A 17,666-nucleotide genomic window follows, 5' to 3' on the forward strand; every position below is an offset into this window, starting at 1 on the left:
GCCCGCAGGCCAGAGCGATAATCGAGCGGTACTTTACCGGAGAAAACCGCGTTACGCGGTTTCTATCGTCGGAAAACCCTTGACCAGCTCATCCAGAGCCTTGAGCTGAGACAGGAACGGTTCCAGCTTGTTCAAGCGCAGCGCGCAAGGGCCATCGCATTTGGCATTGTCCGGGTCCGGGTGGGCTTCCAGGAACAGGCCGGCCAGGGACTGGCTCATGCCCGCCTTGGCCAGGTCCGTCACCTGGGCACGGCGACCACCGGCAGAGTCGGAACGGCCGCCAGGCATCTGCAAGGCGTGGGTCACGTCGAAGAACACCGGGTACTCGAACTGCTTCATGATGCCGAAGCCGAGCATGTCCACCACCAGGTTGTTGTAGCCGAAGCTGGAGCCCCGCTCGCAGAGGATCAACTGGTCATTACCGGCCTCTTCGCACTTGCTCAGGATGTGTTTCATCTCCTGGGGCGCGAGGAACTGCGCTTTCTTGATGTTGATCACCGCGCCGGTCTTGGCCATCGCGACCACCAGGTCGGTCTGGCGCGACAGGAAGGCCGGCAGCTGGATGATGTCGCAGACTTCGGCCACGACCGCGGCCTGGGCAGGTTCGTGGACGTCGGTGATGATCGGCACGCCGAAGGCTTGCTTGATGTCCTGGAAAATCCGCATGCCTTCTTCCAGGCCCGGACCACGGTAGGAGGTCACGGACGAACGGTTGGCCTTGTCGAAGCTGGCCTTGAACACGTAGGGGATGCCCAGTTTCTGGGTGACCTTCACGTATTCTTCGCAGACCTGCATCGCCATGTCGCGGCTTTCCAGCACGTTCATGCCGCCGAACAGCACCATGGGTTTGTCGTTGGCGATCTCGATGTCGCCGACGCGGATGATCTTCTGGGCCATCGTCTTATGCCTTTTTCTGATGTTGGGCCAAAGCGGCTTTCACAAAACCACTGAACAGCGGGTGACCGTCGCGCGGCGTCGAGGTGAACTCGGGGTGGAACTGGCAGGCGACGAACCATGGGTGGTCCTGGGCCTCGACGACTTCCACCAGCGCGCCATCACCGGAACGACCGGAGATTTTCAGGCCGGCCTCGATCAGTTGCGGCAGCAGGTTGTTGTTCACTTCGTAGCGGTGACGGTGACGCTCTACGATCACGTCCTTGGCGTAGCACTGGTGCACCAGGGAGCCAGCTTCGAGCAGGCATTCCTGGGCGCCCAGGCGCATGGTGCCGCCCAGGTCGGAGGCTTCGGTACGGATTTCCACGGCGCCGGTGGCGTCTTCCCACTCGGTAATCAAACCCACGACCGGGTGGCCGCTGGCGCGATCGAACTCAGTGGAGTTGGCGTCTTTCCAGCCCATGACGTTACGGGCGAACTCGATGACCGCCACTTGCATGCCCAGGCAGATACCCAGGTAAGGCACCTTGTTTTCGCGAGCGTACTGCACGGCGGTGATCTTGCCTTCCACGCCGCGCAAGCCGAAGCCGCCCGGTACGAGGATCGCATCGGCGCCTTCGAGCAGGCCGGTGCCCTGGTTCTCGATGTCTTCGGAATCGATGTAGCGCAGGTTGACCTTGGTGCGGTTGCTGATACCCGCGTGACTCATCGCCTCGATCAGCGATTTGTAGGCGTCCAGCAGTTCCATGTACTTGCCGACCATGGCGATGGTGACTTCATGCTCCGGATTGAGCTTGGCATCGACCACCGCGTCCCATTCGGACAGGTCGGCGCCGGCGCATTGCAGACCGAAGCGCTCGACGACGAAATCGTCCAGGCCCTGGGAGTGCAGGATGCCCGGGATCTTGTAGATGGTGTCGGCGTCTTCCAGGCCGATGACCGCACGCTCTTCAACGTTGGTGAACTGGGCGATCTTGCGGCGCGACGAGATGTCGATCGGATGATCGGAGCGGCAGATCAGCACGTCAGGTTGCAGGCCGATGGAGCGCAGTTCCTTGACCGAGTGCTGGGTCGGCTTGGTCTTGGTCTCGCCGGCAGTGGCGATGTAGGGAACCAGCGTCAGGTGCATCAGCATTGCGCGCTTGGCGCCGATTTCGAAACGCAGCTGGCGGATGGCTTCCAGGAACGGCTGGGACTCGATGTCGCCCACGGTACCGCCGATCTCGACCATGGCCACGTCGGCATCGCCGGCACCCTTGATGATGCGGCGCTTGATTTCGTCGGTGATGTGCGGGATGACCTGGATGGTCGCGCCCAGGTAGTCACCACGGCGCTCTTTGCGCAGCACGTGCTCATAGACACGGCCGGTGGTGAAGTTGTTGTTCTGGGTCATGGTCGTGCGGATGAACCGCTCGTAGTGGCCCAGGTCCAGGTCGGTCTCGGCGCCGTCGTGGGTGACGAACACCTCACCGTGCTGGAACGGGCTCATGGTGCCCGGGTCGACGTTGATGTAGGGGTCCAGCTTGAGCATGGTGACTTTAAGCCCCCGCGCCTCCAGGATGGCCGCCAATGAAGCCGAGGCAATGCCTTTCCCCAATGAAGAAACAACACCGCCCGTGACGAATATGTAGCGCGTCATGAAAAACCCTAGAAGTCTGCGTTAAAGCGGTCCGAGCCGCCGGGGAAAGCGAAGGAAGGCCGAAGCCCCCGATCACCTGCATTAATCACAGTGCACCTTTCAAAAAAACCGCCGCGTTGGGACAGACCGGAAGTGAAATCACCGGTACGTTGCTCGCTACACATTTTTTGGAATCGCCCAGCAAAGACTGCTTGGTAATCGGCAACTCCTGCAATTCAGGCGAATCCACAGAAGTTGTATCAAGAAGGGAGCGTAGTCTACCGGAAACCCCCTATCAGCTCAAACCCCGATCTTGGCCTCCTGGTGCCCAGTTCAATTGCCAACTGTCATCAGTTGCGCTGTCGAGCCTCGGCAGATTGGCCACCGCCAGCAATTGTTCACCTCGAAAAAGCAGCGGCCATCGGCTGCGAATGAACGCCGGCACGGCGCGCTCATTGAGCAAACGCTTGAGATCACGATGACCTCGACCCGATAACTCCATCACCTCGCCGCCCCGACGATAGCGTATGCAAAGTGGCCCCGGCGGCGCGGTGCCGCTGAAGGCCAGCGAGCCATTGCCAGGCAAGTACAACGCTATCGTCGGATCCGGCCAGGGTACGATGCCTGCAACCGGACGTAGCCAGTGGTCGGATAGCCACCAGACCCGCCCGCCGGCCCGATGCAACTCACCTGCCGCCAACCGCCACATGGGTCGGGCATCGCTGTCGGCATCGCGCAGCGATTCCCAGCCAGACCAGTGATCGCTATCGGGCAACGGGGTCATTGACGCCAGCCAGTGGCTCAACGCATTGCGCTGACGAGCCGGCGACAACGCCTGCAACGGTGCCAGCGCCAAGGAGCGCAAACCGAGCCAGTCGAACGCGCAGGGGGTCGAGGCCTGGGCCAGGTCGAGCTGCGCCAGCTCCTCCAGCAAGCCCTGGGCCTCAGCCATGTGCCCGGCGCTACGCGCCAGCGTCTGCGAGCCTTGCGGCCACTGTTCGGCCAATACCGGGAAAACCCGCTGGCGCAGGTAATTGCGGGCGTAGCGGAGGTCGGCATTGGACGGGTCTTCGATCCAGCTCAAGCCGTGCTGCGTGGCGTAACCTTCCAGCTCGGCTCGTGAAACATCGAGCAGTGGTCGCAGCAGCTGTCCCTGCCCCAACGGGCGTTGTCTCGGCATCGCCGCCAGCCCCCGCACCCCTGCCCCACGCAGCAAGCGAAACAGCAGGGTTTCGGCCTGGTCGTCGCGGTGCTGGGCAGTGAGCAGCACCTCATTACTGTGGAGCGCGGCGCAGAATGCCGCGTAACGCGCATCCCGAGCAGCCCGCTCGACACTGGCGCCGGGCAGCACCTGGACATTCACGACCTCCAATGGCACGCCAACAGCCTCGCACACCGAACGGCAATGATCTGGCCAGGCATCCGCCGCCGATTGAAGGCCGTGGTGAACATGGATGGCGCCGAGGGGCGGCAGGGAATGGCGGGTTGCGAGAGACGCGAGCAGGTGCAAAAGGACAGTGGAATCGAGGCCGCCGGAGAAGGCGATGCGCCAGGTGGCGGCGTTGCGCCAGGGGGCAAGATTCAGCAGCAGCCGGGCTACAAGATCAATCGTTGGCTGGCTCATATCGATTACCTTGCACAAAACAAATGTGGGAGCGAGCCTGCTCGCGATGACTGCTTAACATTCAACCTATCTGTTGGCTGTCAGACCGCAATCGCGAGCAGGCTCGCTCCCACATGGGATGAGGCAGGGTCAGGTCAGAGACCGTAGCTCATCAACCGCTCGTAGCGACGAGCCAGCAGCGCGTCGTTGTCGAGTTTCTTCAGCATCGCCAGTTGCGAACTCAGCTCGGTGCGAATCAATGCTGCGGCTGCGGCCGGGTCGCGGTGAGCGCCGCCCACGGGCTCGTTGATCACCTTGTCGACAATGCCCAGGCCCTTGAGCCGCTCGGCGGTGATGCCCATGGCTTCGGCCGCATCCGGCGCCTTCTCGGCGGTTTTCCACAGAATCGAGGCACAGCCTTCCGGCGAGATCACCGCATAGGTGGAGTACTGCAGCATGTTCAACTGATCGCAGACACCGATGGCCAGTGCACCGCCGGAACCACCTTCACCGATCACGGTGGCGATGATCGGGGTTTTCAGGCGGGCCATGACGCGCAGGTTCCAGGCGATCGCTTCGCTCTGGTTGCGCTCCTCGGCGTCGATGCCCGGGTAGGCGCCCGGGGTGTCGATGAAGGTCAGGATCGGCATCTTGAAGCGTTCGGCCATTTCCATCAGGCGGCAGGCCTTGCGGTAGCCTTCCGGACGCGGCATGCCGAAGTTGCGGCGCACCTTCTCGCGGACTTCGCGACCTTTCTGGTGACCGATCACCATGACCGGCTGGTCGTCCAGGCGGGCGACACCGCCGACGATCGCGGCGTCGTCGGCAAAATGACGATCGCCGTGCAGTTCGTCGAACTCGGTGAAGATGTGATCGATGTAGTCCAGCGTGTACGGACGGCGCGGATGACGCGCCAGGCGAGCGATCTGCCAACTGGTCAGCTTGCCGAAGATGTCTTCGGTCAGCGTACGGCTCTTGTCCTGCAGACGAGAGATTTCATCGCCGATATTCAGCGAATTGTCGTTACCGACCAAGCGCAACTCTTCGATCTTGGCTTGCAGGTCGGCGATCGGCTGTTCGAAATCTAGAAAATTCGGGTTCATAGGCGTCCGTCTTGGGTCGACGTCCAAGAGAGCTTGGGCCGGCCGGTTGTCTATTCGCGCCTACCTTAAGGGAGAGGCGCGTTCAGGTCGAGATTAAAATCCGGGTCGAGATCAGGGGCACACAGGTTTGGACAGTGGCCCCTGGCCGTCAACGGTATTGGAGGAAGACGTTGTCTTTGCCGAACTGGTCACGCAAGGCTTGAATCAACGCATCCGCCGGGTCAATTCGCCAGCCTTCGCCGAACTGCAACACCGCCTTGGCGTCGGGGCGCATGTACTCCATGGTGATCGGGCAGGCGCCGCGATGGCGCTTGAACAACTCACCCAACCAGCGTAGCTGATCGCCCTTGAGATCCTGGGTCTGCAATTTCAGGCGCAGGCTCTCGGCAAGGTTGGTGCGGGCATCCTCCATGCTCATCACCCGCTTGACCCGCAGCCTCAGGCCACCGGAAAAGTCGTCGTTGCTGACCTCGCCTTCGACCACCACCATCGCGTCGGTCTGCAAGAGCGATTGCGCCGAGTGGAACGCATCGGCAAACAATGATGCCTCGATGCGCCCGGAGCGGTCATCGAGGGTGATAAAGCCCATCTTGTCGCCCTTTTTGTTCTTCATCACCCGCAGGGCGATGATCATGCCGGCGACGGTCTGGGTGTCGCGGGCCGGCTTCAGATCAATGATGCGCTGGCGGGCGAAGCGACGGATCTCGCCTTCGTATTCGTCGATCGGGTGCCCGGTCAGGTACAGGCCCAAGGTGTCTTTCTCGCCTTTGAGGCGTTCCTTGAGGGTCAGCTCCTTGGCCTTGCGATGGTTGCCATAGACATCGGCATCCTCCTCGACGAACAGCCCGCCAAACAGGTCGGCATGACCGCTGTCGTGAGTGCGGGCGGTTTGCTCGGCGGCCTTGATCGCTTCTTCCATGGCTGCCAGCAACACCGCGCGATTGCGGTCGATGTTGGCCTGATAGGCCTTGGGCTCATCGTGAAAATAGGGACCCAGGCGGTCCAGCGCGCCACTGCGGATCAAACCGTCGAGGGTGCGCTTGTTGATACGCTTGAGGTCAACCCGCGCACAGAAATCGAACAGGTCCTTGAACGGCCCGTCCTGGCGCGCTTCGGTGATGGCCTCCACCGGCCCCTCGCCCACGCCCTTGATCGCGCCGAGGCCATAGATGATGCGACCTTCGTCATTCACCGTGAACTTGAACTCCGAAGCGTTCACGTCCGGCGCGTCGAGGCGCAGCTTCATGGTGCGCACTTCCTCGATCAAGGTCACGACCTTGTCGGTGTTGTGCATATCCGCCGACAGTACCGCAGCCATGAACGGCGCCGGATAGTGGGCTTTCAGCCAGGCGGTCTGGTACGACACCAGGCCGTAGGCGGCGGAGTGGGATTTGTTGAAGCCATAACCGGCGAACTTTTCCACCAGGTCGAAGATGTTGCCGGCCAGGTCTGCATCGATGCCGTTGTTCGCACAACCCTCGATGAAACCACCGCGCTGCTTGGCCATCTCTTCAGGCTTTTTCTTACCCATCGCCCGACGCAGCATGTCCGCGCCGCCGAGGGTGTAACCCGCCATGACCTGGGCGATCTGCATCACCTGTTCCTGATACAGGATGATGCCATAGGTAGGCGCCAGGACCGGCTTGAGACCGTCGTACTGATAATCCGGATGCGGGTACGCCAGTTCGGCGCGACCGTGCTTACGGTTGATGAAGTCGTCCACCATGCCCGATTGCAACGGGCCCGGACGGAACAGGGCCACCAGGGCGATGAGGTCTTCCAGGCAGTCGGGCTTGAGCTTTTTGATCAGCTCCTTCATGCCCCGGGATTCAAGCTGGAACACCGCAGTGGTTTCGGCTTTCTGCAACAGACTGTAGGTCGGTTTGTCGTCCAACGGAATGAACGCGATGTCCAGCGGTTCTTCGCCGGCCTTGGCCCGGTCGCGATTGATGGTCTTGAGTGCCCAGTCGATGATGGTCAGGGTCCGCAGGCCGAGGAAGTCGAACTTCACCAGGCCCGCCGCCTCGACGTCGTCCTTGTCGAACTGGGTGACCAGGCCGTCGCCCTCTTCATCGCAATAGATCGGCGAGAAGTCGGTCAGCTTGGTCGGCGCGATGACCACACCACCGGCGTGCTTGCCGACGTTACGGACGATGCCTTCGAGCTTTCGGGCCATCTCCCAGATTTCCGCCGCCTCTTCGTCGACCTTGATGAAGTCCCGCAGGATTTCTTCCTGCTCATAGGCCTTTTCCAGCGTCATGCCGACTTCGAACGGGATCATCTTTGACAGGCGATCCGCCAGGCCGTAGGACTTGCCCTGCACCCGCGCCACGTCCCGCACCACCGCCTTGGCAGCCATGGAACCGAAGGTGATGATCTGGCTCACGGCGTTACGGCCATATTTCTCGGCCACGTAGTCGATCACCCGGTCACGGCCGTCCATGCAGAAGTCAACGTCGAAGTCGGGCATGGAGACCCGTTCCGGGTTGAGGAAACGTTCGAACAGCAGGTCGTATTCCAACGGGTCGAGGTCGGTGATCTTCTGCACATAGGCCACCAGCGAGCCTGCACCCGATCCACGCCCCGGGCCTACCGGCACGCCGTTGTTCTTGGCCCACTGGATGAAGTCCATCACGATCAGGAAGTAACCGGGGAAACCCATCTGGATGATGATATCCAGCTCGAAATTCAACCGGTCGACGTAGACCTGGCGCTTGGCTTCGTAATCTTCGGTGGTGTCCTTGGGCAGCAGGACGCTGAGGCGCTCCTCCAGGCCATCGAAGGAAACCTTGCGGAAGTATTCATCAATGGTCATGCCATCGGGAATCGGGAAGTTGGGCAAGAAGTGCTTGCCCAGCTTCACTTCGATATTGCAGCGCTTGGCGATTTCGACCGTGTTTTCCAGCGCCTCGGGCAGGTCGCTGAACAGCTCGGCCATTTCCTCGGCGCTCTTGAGGTATTGCTGGTCGCTGTAGTTCTTGGAGCGACGCGGATCATCCAGGGCCCGGCCTTCGCCGATGCAGACGCGGGTTTCATGGGCCTCGAAATCTTCCTGCTTGATGAAGCGCACATCGTTGGTCGCCACCAGCGGCGCGCCGATCCGGTCTGCCAGGGCAACGGCGGCGTGCAGGTGTTCTTCGTCGTTGGGGCGGCTGGTGCGCTGCACCTCGATGTAGAAGCGGTCCGGGAATACCGCCATCCAGTCACGCGCCAGGGTCTCGGCCTCTTCGGCGTTGCCGCTGAGCAGGGCCAGGCCGATCTCGCCTTCCTTGGCCGCCGACAGCATGATCAAGCCTTCGCTGGCCTCGGCCACCCACTCACGCTCGATGATGATCGAGCCGTTGCGCTGGCCGTCGATAAAGCCACGGGAAATCAGCTCGGTCAGGTTGCGATAACCCACGGCGTTCATCACCAGCAGGCTGATACGGCTCAGCGGGGCGTCCGGGTCCTTGTTCGACAGCCACAGGTCGGCGCCGCAGATCGGCTTGATACCGGCGCCCATGGCGGTTTTGTAGAACTTGACCAGCGAGCACATGTTGTTCTGGTCGGTGACCGCCACGGCCGGCATGTTCATGCCCACCAGGGTCTTGACCAGGGGCTTGATCCGCACCAGACCGTCGACCAGGGAGTATTCAGTGTGCAGGCGTAGATGAACGAATGAAGCCGGCATAGTGATCCTGCGTAAAGTCATGAAAACAACAAGGCCCGGATTGTACCGGGCCTGGGGTAAAACATCAGCCAGCAACTCATGCTCTTCAGGACGGAAACCGTGGCGAGGGAGCTTGCTCCCGCTGGACTGCACAGCAGTCCCCCCTTCTTATGGGCGCTTCGCCCGAGACGTCGGACCGCCCCAGCGGGAGCAAGCTCCCTCGCCACAATGAGTCAGGCGAATCTCTCGCTTTCGATCAGCCCTTCGCGCGCTTCATAAGCCAGCCGCACCGGGGCGAATGAGCGCCGGTGGATCGGCGTTGGCCCGAGGCGCGCCAGGGCTTCCAGATGAACGGGCGTCGGATAACCCTTGTGGCCGCCGATGCCGTAGCCTGGGTAGATCAGTTCAAAAGCGCTCATCTCCCGGTCGCGGCTGACCTTGGCCAGAATCGATGCCGCCGCGATGGCGGGCACCTTCGCGTCGCCCTGGACCACCGCCTCGGCGCGCATCGACAGTTTCGGGCAACGGTTGCCATCGATCATCGCCAGTTTCGGCCTGATGTGCAGGCCTTCCACGGCGCGCTGCATGGCGAGCATGGTCGCGTGCAGGATGTTCAACTCATCGATTTCTTCGACCTCGGCGCGGGCAATGCACCAGCTCAGGGCCTTTTCGCAGATCTCGTCGTAGAGCTTTTCACGGCGGGCCTCGGTGAGTTTCTTCGAGTCGTTGAGTCCCAGGATGGGCCGGTTCGGATCGAGAATCACCGCCGCCGTCACCACCGCACCGCACAAAGGGCCACGGCCCACTTCATCGACGCCGGCCACCAGCGCGTCGACTTCAGCGACCAGATTGAAGTCCAGGCCCATCTGTAGCTTCGAGTTAATCATTATTTCGCGCCGATCAGGGTCAGTACCGCGTCGGCGGCCTGATTGGAAGCATCGCGACGCAAGGTACGGTGAATTTCGTCAAAGCCCCGGGTCTGCTCCTGCCCGCCGTCGATCAATGGCGCCAGCGTATCGGCCAACGCATCGGCCGTGGCGGCATCTTGCAACAGTTCAGGCACCAGCAGCCGTTGGGCCAGCAAGTTGGGCAAGGACACGTATGGACTCTTGACCATGCGCTTGAGGATCCAGAACGTCAGCGGCGCCAGGCGATAGGCGACCACCATCGGGCGTTTGAACAGCAACGCCTCAAGCGTAGCAGTGCCGGAGGCAATCAACACGGCATCGCACGCGGCCAGCGCGTCATGGGAGCGCCCGTCGAGCAGGGTCACCGGCAGATCGCGTCCGGCCAGCAGCGCTTCAAGCTGGGCCCTGCGCTCCGGGCTGGCACACGGCAGGACAAATCGCACATCCGGACGCTTCGCCAGCAGACGTTCGGCGGCGTCGAAAAACAGCCCGCCCAGGCGACTCACTTCACCGCCACGGCTGCCAGGCATCAAGGCTACCAGCGGACCGTCCGGCAGGCCCAGCAGTTGCCGGGCAACCGGGCGGTCGGCTTCCAGCGGGATGGTATCGGCCAGGGTATGGCCGACAAACCGCACCGGCACGCCCTTCTCTTCGTAGAACCGGGCTTCGAAGGGCAGCAAAGTCAGCATCAGGTCGCAACCTTCGCGGATCTTCAGCACTCGCTTCTGCCGCCAGGCCCAGACCGAAGGGCTGACGTAGTGCACGGTCTTGATACCGGCCTGGCGTAGCTTGAGCTCGATGTTGAGGGTGAAATCCGGGGCATCGATACCGATGAACACATCCGGTTGTTCGGCGATCAGGGTTTCGATCAGTTTCTTGCGCCGCGCGAGCAGTTCCCGAAGGCGACCGAGGACCTCCACCAGGCCCATGACCGACAGGCGTTCCATCGGGAAGTAGGACACCAGCCCTTCGGCCTGCATCAACGGCCCGCCGACACCGATGAACTGCACCGCCGGATGCTGCGCCTTGAGCGCCCGCATCAGGCCTGCGCCCAAAATGTCGCCGGAAGCCTCTCCTGCCACCAGCGCGATACGCAGATTGGCCATGATTAACGCGTGATGCCGCGGGTCGAAGACTGGATGGAGTCGCGGAATATCGCGACTTCCGGGTGCTGGGCCGCGGCCTCGGCCAGCTCGGTGAGTGCCTGCTCCACCGTCAGGCCCTGGCGATACACAACCTTGTAGGCGCGGCGCAATGCAGTGATGGCCTCTTCGCTGAAGCCCCGTCGGCGCATGCCTTCGAAGTTCATGCTGCGGGCCTCGGCCGGGTTGCCGAATACCGTGACATAGGCCGGTACGTCCTTGCCAATGGCGGTCCCCATGCCGGAAAAGCTGTGGGCACCGATATGGCAATACTGGTGCACCAGGGTGAAGCCGGACAGGATCGCCCAGTCGTCCACGTGCACATGGCCGGCCAGTGCGGTGTTGTTGACCAGGATGCAATGGTTGCCGATCACGCTGTCATGGCCGATATGAGCATAGGCCATGATCAGGTTGTGGTCGCCCAGGGTCGTTTCGGAACGATCCTGGACGGTGCCACGGTGAATCGTCACCCCTTCGCGGATCACATTGTGATCGCCGATGACCAGGCGGGTTTCTTCACCTTTGTACTTGAGATCGGGGGTGTCCTCGCCTACCGAGGAAAACTGGTAGATGCGATTGTGACGGCCGATCCGGGTCGGTCCCTTGAGAACCACGTGGGGACCAATCACCGTACCCTCGCCGATTTCCACACCTGCGCCGACGATCGACCACGGGCCGACCTCGACATCGGCGGCCAGGACGGCCGTCGAATCGATGATTGCGCGAGGGTCGATCAAACTCATAGCTTGCGTTCCGCACAGATGATTTCAGCCGAGCAGACCGGTTTGCCATCGACCGAAGCCTGGCATTCGAACTTCCAGATCTGGCGTTTGCAGCTGATGAACTTGGCTTCCAGGATCAACTGATCGCCCGGGGTGACCGGCTGGCGGAAACGCAGCTTGTCGGAGCCTACGAAGTAGTAGAGCGTGCCGTCGGCAGGCTTTACGTCGAGCATTTTGAAACCAAGGATCCCGGCAGCCTGAGCCATCGCCTCGATGATCAACACGCCCGGCATGATGGGATGCGCGGGAAAGTGACCATTGAAGAACGGTTCGTTGATGCTGACATTCTTGTAGGCGCGAATGCGCTGGCCTTCGACATCCAGTTCCACCACCCGGTCCACCAGCAGGAACGGGTAACGGTGAGGCAGGTATTCGCGAATCTCGTTGATGTCCATCATTTCGGGGGGAAGCCTATGTAAAGATTGGGAGCGCACGAGTGACGCGCACTCCGCTAGCAAATCAAGATGCCCTAACGGCTGTGCACACTTGATATGGAAATGGTATCAGCCATCTGATGAAGCATTACCGTCAGGGGTCACGTCCCCTACACGCTTTTCCAGTTGCCGCAGACGTCGCGCGATGTCATCGAGCTGACGAATGCGGGCCGCGCTCTTGCGCCATTCGGCCGCCGGTTGCATCGCCGTACCGGAAGAATAGGCACCCGGCTCGGTAATCGAGTGGGTCACCATGGTCATCCCGGTCAGGAACACGTTGTCACAGATATCGATATGCCCCACCAGCCCGACGCCACCGGCGAGCATGCAGTGCTTGCCGATCTTGGTACTGCCGGAAATACCCACGCAGGCAGCCATGGCGGTGTGGTCACCGACCTGGACGTTGTGAGCGATCTGGATCTGGTTGTCGAGTTTGACGCCATTGCCAATGATCGTGTCAGCCAGCGCACCACGGTCAATCGCCGTGTTGACGCCGATTTCAACGTCATCGCCAATGGTGACGCCACCAATCTGAGCGATCTTCTGCCAGACGCCCTTCTCGTTGGCGAAACCGAAGCCTTCACCGCCCAACACCGCGCCCGATTGAATCACCACCCGCTTGCCGATGCGCACGTCGTGGTACAGGGTCACACGTGGCGCCAGCCAGCCGCCTTCACCGACTTCACTGCGTGCACCAATGACGCAATGAGCGCCCAGGGTGACACCGGCGCCGATCCGCGCCGCGCTTTCGATGACCACGAATGGACCGATGCTGGCGCTGGGATCGACTATCGCGTCCGGTGCGATCACCGCGCTGGGGTGAATACCGGCGGCCGACTTGGGCTTGGGATCGAACAGATGGGAAATCCGCGCGTACGCCAGGTACGGATCAGGCACGATCAAGGCATCGCCGGCAAACCCGTCGGCATCCGCCGCCTTAAGCAACAGCGCGCCGGCCCGGCTATTGGCCAGGTATTTACGATATTGGGGGTTTGCCAGGAAGCTCAACTGAGCTGGGCCAGCCTCTTGTAAAGTGGCTAGCCCAGTCATTGCCTTCTCCGGGTCGCCACGCAGGGTGGCGCCGAGGAACTCGGCCAACTGGCCGAGCTTGATAGTCGCTGTCATGGATTACTTCAGCTGATTCATGCGCTCGATGACCTGGCGCGTGATGTCGTACTGCGGTTTGACATCGATCACGGCACCCCGCTCGAACACCAGGTCAAAACCACCTTTCTTGATGACTTCTTCCACGGCGCTGTCGAGTTTCGGCTTGAGCTGCTTGAGCATCTCACGGTCGGCAACGGCTTTGGCTTCGTTCAGCTCCTTGGATTGGAACTGGAAGTCACGGGCCTTTTGCTTGAATTCAAGCTCCAGGCGCTCACGCTCGCCCTGGGCCATTTTGTCGCCACCGGCTACCAGGCGGTCTTGGATACCCTTAGCGCTGCTTTCCAGGCTCTTGAGCTTGGTCAGTTGCGGGCCGAACTTCTTCTCGGCATCCACGGCGTATTTCTTCGCCGCATCGGATTCCAGCAGGGCCATCTGATAGTTCAGCACGGCGATCTTCATGTCGGCAAAAGCCGGACCTGCGACCAGTACGGTCGCCAGGAGAACCAATTGAGTCAACTTACGCACGATGCACTCCTACAAAATCCATTGTCGTTGTCTTGGGTCAGGCGTTTAGAACGTCTGGCCGAGGGAGAATTGGAACACTTGGGTTTCAGCGTCATCCGGTTTCTTGATCGGCATCGCCAGGGCGAAGCTCAAAGGACCGAGCGCAGTGACCCAGGTCACACCCACGCCGACGGAACTGGCCATGTTGCTCAGGCTGATGTCGTTGCACGTCGTGTTGGACTTGGTCCCATTGGTATTGGTGGTGGTTTCGCACTTGGAGTCGAAAACGTTACCCACGTCCCAGAAAACCGAGGTACGCAGCGAGCGCTGATCCTTGACGAACGGCATCGGGAACAGCACCTCGAGACCGCCCTGGATGAGCACGTTGCCACCGAACGGCAACGGATCCTGATCCGGGTCCGCAATCGTACCTACGTTGCCTGTGGCGCCTACGCCGCGGCTCGGCGTACTGCGAGGCCCCAGCGTGCTGTCCTTGAAGCCACGAACCGAGTTGAAACCACCGGCGTAGTAGTTCTCGTAGAACGGCAGGCCGTCGGTCGAACCGTAGCCATCACCATAGCCCAACTCTGTGTGCAGGCGCACGGTGTAGTTGTCGGTCAACGGCTGGAACAACTGGCCGCGGTAATCGAGCTTGAAGAACGACAGATCGCTGCCAGGGGTCGTGGTTTCCAATACCAGGCTCTGGGAATGGCCACGCGTCGCCAGCACGCCTTTGTTCAGGGTCGATTCGGACCAGCCGGCCGAGGCCTTGAAGTTCAGGTAGTTGTCGCCTTCACGGTTCACGAAATCGAAGATCTCGTCGACGGTGTAGCGACCGGTATTGATCTTGTCCTGCTGAGCAGTAAGGCCGAAGGTCAGGCGCGAGGTTTCGCTGATCGGATACCCCACGTTGACGCCTGCACCCAGGCTGTCCACTGCATAGCTGGAGATATCGGAGTCGAGCTCGTCATAGTCGGTGGTGCGATAGAAGGCGTTGTAGCCCAGGCTGACGCCGTCGGCGGTCCAGTAGGGGTCCACATAGCCGAAGTTGTAACGGGTCTGGTACTCGCTGCGGGTCAGGCCGATGCTGACCTTGTTACCGGTACCCAGGAAGTTGTTCTGGGTGATCGAGCCACCGAGGATCAGGCCCGCGCTCTGGGCGAAACCGACACTGGCGGTGATCGAACCGGAAGCCTGCTCTTCCACGCTGTAGTTCACATCGACCTGGTCATCGACACCCGGCACCGCCGGCGTCTCGACGTTGACTTCCTTGAAGAAGCCCAGGCGCTCCAGGCGGGTCTTGGACTGGTCGATCAGGTAGGTCGAGGCCCAGCCACCTTCCATCTGGCGCATTTCACGCCGCAACACTTCGTCTTCGGACTTGGTGTTGCCACGGAAGTTGATGCGATTCACATAGGCACGTTTGCCAGGGTCCACGGCGAAGGTGATATCGACGGTGTGGTCGTCATCGTGCGGCTGTGGCACGCCGTTGACGTTGGCGAAGGTGTAGCCTTCGTTCCCCAGGCGACGGGTGATCAGTTCGGACGTGGTGGTCATCAGTTTGCGCGAGAACACCTGGCCCTTCTGCACCAGCAGCAGCGACTTGACCTGGTCTTCCGGGACTTTCAGGTCACCGCTGAGCTTGACGTCACGAACGGTGTACTTCTCGCCTTCATTGACGTTGACGGTGATGTAGACGTGCTTCTTGTCCGGGGTGATGGACACCTGGGTCGAAGCGATGTCCATGTTGATGTAGCCCCGGTCCAGGTAGTAGGAACGCAGCCGCTCCAGGTCACCGGAGAGTTTTTCACGGGCGTACTTGTCGTCGTTCTTGAAGAACGACAGCCAGTTGGTGGTCTTGAGTTCGAACAGGTCGGTCAGGTCTTCGTCAGGGAAAACCGTGTTGCCCACCACGTTGATGTGCTGGATGGCGGCCACGGTGCCTTCGTTGATGTTGACCTTCAGGCCCACGCGGTTGCGCGGCTGCGGTACGACTTCGGCGTCGACGGTGGCCGAGTAGCGGCCCTGGGCGACGTACTGGCGTTGCAGTTCGTTACGCACGCCTTCGAGGGTGGCGCGCTGGAAGATCTCGCCTTCGGCGAGGCCCGATTGCTTGAGGCCTTTCATCAGGTCTTCAGTGGAGATCGCCTTGTTGCCTTCGATCTCGATGCTGGCGATCGACGGACGCTCGACTACCGTGATGACCAGGACATTGCCGTCACGGCCCAGTTGGATATCTTGAAAGAAGCCGGTCTTGAACAGCGCACGAGTGGACTCCACCAGGCGCCGATCATCCGCCTGCTCACCGACGTTCAACGGCAAGGCACCAAAGACGCTGCCGGCGGAAACCCGCTGCAGGCCGTTGACGCGAATATCAGAGATAGTGAAGGACTCGGCGTGAACTTCGGCGATCATCAACACGGTAATAACCGCGGTTAGCAGCAGACGTTTCATGAAGTCCTTTCTTATTCCAACTGGCAATAAACAAACTGCCGCAAAATGCGGCAGATTCGCAATTCAGCAAAGCGTTACAGACGACCCAGATCGTTGACCAAGGCAAGCAACATCACCCCGACCACCAGACTGATACCAATCTGTATCCCCCAACCTTGAACCCGATCCGACAAGGGACGACCACGCGCCCACTCAATCAGATAGAACAGCAGATGCCCCCCATCCAGCACCGGGATGGGCAGCAAATTCAGAACCCCCAGGCTAATGCTCAGATAAGCAAGGAAATTCAGGAAATCAGCGACGCCCGACTGGGCAGAAGCGCCCGCCACTTTAGCAATGGTTATCGGTCCACTCAAGTTTTTTACCGAGAGCTCGCCGAACAACATTTTCTTCAGCGAGTCGAGGGTCAACACGCTCATGGTCCAGGTACGACGCACGCCCTCGCCAATCGCCGCCACCGGACCGAAACTGACTTCGCGGACCATTTCAGGCGGCCAGTCGACGGCCTTGACGCCCGCCCCGAGGTAGCCGGTCGGCGCCTTGCTCTCGCCACGGGCAGCCAGGGCGACCGGGACGTCGATCTGAGCCCCGTCACGCTCGACGCGCAGCACAATTTTGGTATCAGGATGTATACGAACCGCATCGACAACCTGTTGCCAGTCACTCACGGCCTGGCCATCGAGTGCCAGCAAACGGTCGCCGGCTTTGAGACCGGCAGCCTGGGCCGGGCCTTTGGGATCGAGTTCGGCGAGCACCGGCGGCAACGCAGGACGCCATGGGCGGATGCCCAGGGAGCGAATCGGATCCGGCTCGTCCGCACCCTTGAGCCAGTTATCCAGCATCAGCTCTCGCGGCGTGTCTACCGAGGAACCTTGCTCGCGCACCATCAATTGCAACGAGCCGCTCTCACCCAGACGACGCACCAGTTGCAGATTGACTGCGGCCCAGCCCGATGTCGGCTCGCCGTCGATGGCGACGATTTCCTGCCCAGCCCCCAATCCGGCCCGGGCTGCCACACTGCCCGCCTCTACCGCGCCGATGACAGGACGCACCTGTTCGCTGCCCAGCATTGCCAGCGCCCAGAAAAAAACCAGTGCCAGCAGGAAGTTCGCAATCGGCCCCGCAGCGACAATAGCGATGCGCTGGCGGACATTCTTGCGATTGAACGATTGATCGAGCTGATCGGCGGGCACTTCGCCTTCGCGCTCATCGAGCATCTTGACGTAGCCGCCCAGTGGAATCGCCGCCACGACGAACTCGGTGCCTTTCTTGTCGTGCCAGCGCACCAGGGGCATGCCAAAGCCTACGGAAAAACGCAGCACCTTGACGCCACAGCGACGTGCGACCCAGAAATGACCGAATTCGTGAAAGGTAACCAACACCCCCAGTGCGACCAGGGTGCCGACAATCATATAGAGCGCGCTCATCTGTTTTCTCCGCAATCCTGTCCAGGGCGACCCTGGCTAAC

Annotated in this window: 13 protein-coding genes; all 13 read right to left on the minus strand. The window is 61.1% G+C overall.

The genetic code is table 11. From position 1 onward, the window contains the following. Positions 1 to 51: 51 nt before the first annotated feature. On the minus strand, positions 52 to 897 hold the full coding sequence (gene kdsA / locus ACLEJR_RS17610) for a 3-deoxy-8-phosphooctulonate synthase (protein WP_053152762.1): 846 nt from the start codon (positions 895 to 897) through the stop codon (positions 52 to 54). A gap of 4 nt (positions 898 to 901) precedes the next feature. Next, complete coding sequence (locus tag ACLEJR_RS17615; protein ID WP_440815399.1) at positions 902 to 2,533, minus strand: CTP synthase; 1,632 nt, start codon at positions 2,531 to 2,533, stop codon at positions 902 to 904. A 274-nt stretch (positions 2,534 to 2,807) separates the two neighbouring features. Next, complete coding sequence (gene tilS / locus ACLEJR_RS17620) at positions 2,808 to 4,136, minus strand: tRNA lysidine(34) synthetase TilS (protein WP_440815402.1); 1,329 nt, start codon at positions 4,134 to 4,136, stop codon at positions 2,808 to 2,810. A gap of 134 nt (positions 4,137 to 4,270) precedes the next feature. Beyond that, the gene (locus ACLEJR_RS17625) at positions 4,271 to 5,218 is read right to left on the minus strand and encodes an acetyl-CoA carboxylase carboxyltransferase subunit alpha (RefSeq protein ID WP_440815404.1); all 948 of its coding nucleotides are present in this window, start codon (positions 5,216 to 5,218) and stop codon (positions 4,271 to 4,273) included. Positions 5,219 to 5,366: 148 nt separating this feature from the next. Next, on the minus strand, positions 5,367 to 8,888 hold the full coding sequence (dnaE, locus tag ACLEJR_RS17630; RefSeq protein ID WP_440815406.1) for a DNA polymerase III subunit alpha: 3,522 nt from the start codon (positions 8,886 to 8,888) through the stop codon (positions 5,367 to 5,369). A gap of 212 nt (positions 8,889 to 9,100) precedes the next feature. Continuing rightward, positions 9,101 to 9,754 carry a ribonuclease HII gene (gene rnhB / locus ACLEJR_RS17635; RefSeq protein ID WP_440791175.1) on the minus strand — a complete coding sequence of 218 codons (654 nt, stop codon included), beginning with the start codon at positions 9,752 to 9,754 and terminating at the stop codon, positions 9,101 to 9,103. Further along, the gene (gene lpxB / locus ACLEJR_RS17640) at positions 9,754 to 10,881 is read right to left on the minus strand and encodes a lipid-A-disaccharide synthase (protein WP_440791177.1); all 1,128 of its coding nucleotides are present in this window, start codon (positions 10,879 to 10,881) and stop codon (positions 9,754 to 9,756) included. Before lpxB ends, rnhB begins: the two co-directional genes overlap by 1 nt. 2 nt (positions 10,882 to 10,883) lie before the next feature. Further along, positions 10,884 to 11,660 (minus strand): acyl-ACP--UDP-N-acetylglucosamine O-acyltransferase, encoded by a 777-nt coding sequence (lpxA, locus tag ACLEJR_RS17645; protein ID WP_440815409.1) that lies wholly within the window; start codon positions 11,658 to 11,660, stop codon positions 10,884 to 10,886. Continuing rightward, positions 11,657 to 12,097 carry a 3-hydroxyacyl-ACP dehydratase FabZ gene (gene fabZ, locus ACLEJR_RS17650; RefSeq protein WP_440791181.1) on the minus strand — a complete coding sequence of 147 codons (441 nt, stop codon included), beginning with the start codon at positions 12,095 to 12,097 and terminating at the stop codon, positions 11,657 to 11,659. Before fabZ ends, lpxA begins: the two co-directional genes overlap by 4 nt. Positions 12,098 to 12,202: 105 nt before the next feature. Then, a complete protein-coding gene (gene lpxD, locus ACLEJR_RS17655; protein WP_440791182.1) occupies positions 12,203 to 13,258 on the minus strand; it encodes a UDP-3-O-(3-hydroxymyristoyl)glucosamine N-acyltransferase in 1,056 nt (351 codons plus the stop codon). A 3-nt stretch (positions 13,259 to 13,261) separates the two neighbouring features. Continuing rightward, a complete protein-coding gene (locus ACLEJR_RS17660; protein WP_024779019.1) occupies positions 13,262 to 13,765 on the minus strand; it encodes an OmpH family outer membrane protein in 504 nt (167 codons plus the stop codon). 45 nt (positions 13,766 to 13,810) lie between these two features. Continuing rightward, complete coding sequence (gene bamA / locus ACLEJR_RS17665) at positions 13,811 to 16,198, minus strand: outer membrane protein assembly factor BamA (protein ID WP_440791183.1); 2,388 nt, start codon at positions 16,196 to 16,198, stop codon at positions 13,811 to 13,813. A gap of 74 nt (positions 16,199 to 16,272) precedes the next feature. Continuing rightward, positions 16,273 to 17,625 carry an RIP metalloprotease RseP gene (rseP, locus tag ACLEJR_RS17670; protein WP_440815411.1) on the minus strand — a complete coding sequence of 451 codons (1,353 nt, stop codon included), beginning with the start codon at positions 17,623 to 17,625 and terminating at the stop codon, positions 16,273 to 16,275. Positions 17,626 to 17,666: the final 41 nt, after the last annotated feature.

The sequence above is a fragment of the Pseudomonas sp. SMN5 genome (assembly GCF_052041925.1).
Taxonomy (GTDB): domain Bacteria; phylum Pseudomonadota; class Gammaproteobacteria; order Pseudomonadales; family Pseudomonadaceae; genus Aquipseudomonas.